This window comes from Amycolatopsis sp. SID8362 (genome assembly GCF_010550475.1).
Taxonomy (GTDB): domain Bacteria; phylum Actinomycetota; class Actinomycetes; order Mycobacteriales; family Pseudonocardiaceae; genus Amycolatopsis; species Amycolatopsis eburnea.
The window spans coordinates 1-3,078 of the sequence record NZ_JAAGNB010001737.1 but is presented as its reverse complement, the minus strand read 5'-3'; the positions used below and the strand labels follow the sequence as shown (position 1 = coordinate 3,078).

Below are 3,078 nucleotides of genomic sequence, written 5' to 3'. Positions count from 1 at the left end.
GCGGGAGTGGTCGTCGATGACGGTGTGCACGAACGCGGTGCCGGTGCGGGGCTTGTAGTCCGCGCCGCGGGGCAAGCCTGGCGTGGCGCGTTTGTTGCGCTCGCCTTGCTGCCGGCCGAGGTAGCGGTGCCCGCCGCCGTCGGGGATGTTGCCGAACTTGGTGACATCGACGTGGATCAGCGAGCCGGGATGGTCGTGTTCGTAGCGGCGCAGCGGTTCGCCGGTGACCCGGTCGATGCGGGACAGCCGGTTGATCCGGCAGCGCACCAGCACCGCGTGCACGGTCGAAGCCGGGACGTTGAGCCGGCCGGCGATCTGGACCGGGCCGAGTCGGTGGCGCCATCGCAGCCGCACGATCGCCCGCATGAGGTGTTCGGGGGTGCGGGTCGGGCTGTGGTGGGGGCGGCTGCTGCGGTCAGCCATCCCTGCCGCGCCCTCGAGCCGGTAGCGCTGCGCCCATTTCGCGGCCGTTTTGGCGGCGACCATGAACATCTTGGCCGCTTCAGCGTGGGTCCAACCGTGTTCGACGACCAGCCGGGCGAGTCGCAGCCGGGTGCGCGGGGTCAGGGTGGCGTTAGGGTGGGACACGAAGGCCTCCGGCGGGTGAAGCGGTTCCTAGACAGCTCCACTTCACATCCGGAGGCCTTCACCTGTCAGCACGACAGGCCGCCAGTGATCACCTCAACTCGGGACAACGTCCCCGGACATCACACCTAGACCTCCCCCGCCCCTCGTCCCAGCCGCAGTCAGCACCGGAGACCCGGGGTCAAGGGTGAGCGAAGCGAATCGCGAAGCGACGCCGAAGGCGCCCTTGAGGCCGGGTATCCGGTGTTGAACAATCGAAGACGAGGAGCCGGGACCCACTCAGGCAGCCGGAACACCGGCACGCTTACCCACCCGCCGAATCCACCACAAAACCGGCCCAGCCACCAGCCAACTGAAGAACACAAAGCTCCCCAGCGGCAGCAACGTCAACGTCGCCGACCGCCCCGCCACCCGAGCCAGCTCCGGATCGGACGCGTCGTACTCGATCCGAACCAGCTGCCCCGCGGCCAGCCCATCCGGGTACAACACCCCATTGGCCGGACTGTGCACAATCCCATCCGGCGTCTCGAAGTGGATGATCGTCCGATCGAACGCCACCGAGTCGACCGTCGCCGTCGCGGTACCGAGCTGAGCGGAGATCGCGCCGTCGTTGCGGATCGCCGCGAACAGCAAGCAGACGCACATCACGGTGAGGAGCGAGGCGACGCCGAGGGTGGCCCACCACCCGACGCGCCTCGCCCGCTCACCTCTCGTGCTCACGCCGCGAGCGTAGCGGTCCCGCTCAGTGCGCGTGTTCGGCGGCGAGAATCCGGTGGTTCGCCTGGATCTGATCGAAGGACCGGGGCTTCACCGAGGCCGAGCGAGCCGAGAAAGCAGCCGCTCCGTTCGGGCCCACCGCGGGCTTCCCCGCCGTGTACAGCCACGTCTGGAACAGGTCGTGCAGCGGCTTGCCCGAGATCTTCTCCGCCAGCGCGATGAAGTCGAGGATCCGCCCGTCCGACCCGCCCCGCTGCGCCTGCCACGTCTTCAAGATGGTGAAGAACGCCTCGTCGCCGACCGCGGTCCGCAACGCCTGCAGCGTCAGCGCGCCGCGGTCGTACACGGCGTTGTCGAACTGGTTGTCCGCGCCCGGGTCGGCCGGGACGAGCTTCCACAGGTCGGCGTCGGCCGCGTTGGAGTCGTAGGTGTACTGCGCCAGCTCGGCGACCGTGCCCTCGCCCTCGTGCTCCGACCACAGCCACTCCGCGTAGGACGCGAAGCCCTCGTTCAGCCAGATGTCGCTCCAGCGGCCGAGGGAGACGTTGTCGCCGTACCACTGGTGCGCGTTCTCGTGCGCGATCAGCGTCGTGTTCGACCCCGCGCGGAAGTTGCGGGCGCCGTAGGTCGGCCGGGTCTGGTTCTCCAGGGAGAAGGTGATGCCGCTGGTGACGACGCCGCCCTCCGCCTCGAACGGGTACGGGCCGAACTGGCTGGCCAGGAACTCGTTGATCTCCGGCGTCCGCTCGACGCTCGCCTTCGCCGCGTACAGCGAGTCGCCGAGGTCAGCGCCGTACGCGGTGACGAACGGCTTGCCGTCCGGCGTCGTGGACTGGACCAGCTCGTACTTGCCGACGATGAACGACGTCAGGTACGTCGCCTGCGGCTTGGTGCTGCGCCACTGCCAGCGGGTCCAGCCCGCCCGGCTCTTCGTGGTGCGCACGAGCGAGCCGTTGGAGATGGCAACGTTGTCGTCCGGGGCTTCGATCGAGACGTCGTAGGTCGCCTTGTCCGTCGGGTGGTCGTTGGCCGGGAACCACCACGCCGAGCTCTGCGGCTCGTCGATGCCGAGCGCGCCGAACGCCCCCTTCTTCCAGGCGTTCAGCCCGTCCACCTGCTCCGTCGACGGCGTGTCCGAGTACGCCACGACGACGGTCGCGGTCTGGCCCTTGAGCAGCGGCTGCGCCGGGGTGACGACGAGTTCGCCGTTGCCGGTCTGGTTCGTGAACCGCGCCGGGCGGTTGTTCACGCGCACGCTCGACGCCTTCAGCGCGAAGTCGAGGTCGAACCGCGAGAGGTCCTGCGTCGCGGTGAGCAGCAGCGTGGTGGTGCCGGCCAGCACGTCGGTCGCGGGCTGGTAGCTCAGGCGGATGTCGTAGTGCAGCACGTCCGTGCCGCCGTTGCCGGCGTTCGGGTAGTACGCGTCACCGACGCCGGGGGCACCGGGCGACGGGGCCGCACTGGCGGTACCGGCGAGCAGCACCGAGGCGACCCCGGCCGCGAGCACACCGAGGCCGGTGCGAGTTCTTGCACGCATTCGAATCCCTCCAACGGGTGAGGTTCAGCGCGCTCGAACGTAGCCAGCCAACGGGGTGCCAGGTACCGGCGAAGGAAGGTTCTTACCTCCTGGGACCCGGTCCGGAAACCGGTTGACTCAGGCTGAGGAAACCGCCGCGGACACGGCCGCGCGCAGGCGGGCGTGCAGGTCGCGGTGCCGGGCCCGGTCGACCCGCACCTCGACGACCCGCAGGCCCGGCGCGGGCACCAGCGCGGCCC

3 protein-coding genes are annotated in these 3,078 nt (G+C 69.7%); all 3 read right to left on the bottom strand.

Going from position 1 to position 3,078, the window contains the following annotated elements; all coding sequences use genetic code 11:
* The coding region (locus G3I65_RS53185) for a leucine zipper domain-containing protein (RefSeq protein WP_160697706.1) at positions 1-588 on the bottom strand (588 nt) is incomplete at its 3' end.
* Between the two features lie 276 nt (positions 589-864).
* On the bottom strand, positions 865-1,305 hold the full coding sequence (locus tag G3I65_RS53180) for a DUF3592 domain-containing protein (RefSeq protein ID WP_160703881.1): 441 nt from the start codon (positions 1,303-1,305) through the stop codon (positions 865-867).
* A gap of 22 nt (positions 1,306-1,327) precedes the next feature.
* Positions 1,328-2,839, bottom strand: coding sequence for a M1 family metallopeptidase (locus tag G3I65_RS53175; protein ID WP_160703879.1), 1,512 nt, complete (start codon positions 2,837-2,839; stop codon positions 1,328-1,330).
* Between the last annotated feature and the right edge of the window lie 239 nt (positions 2,840-3,078).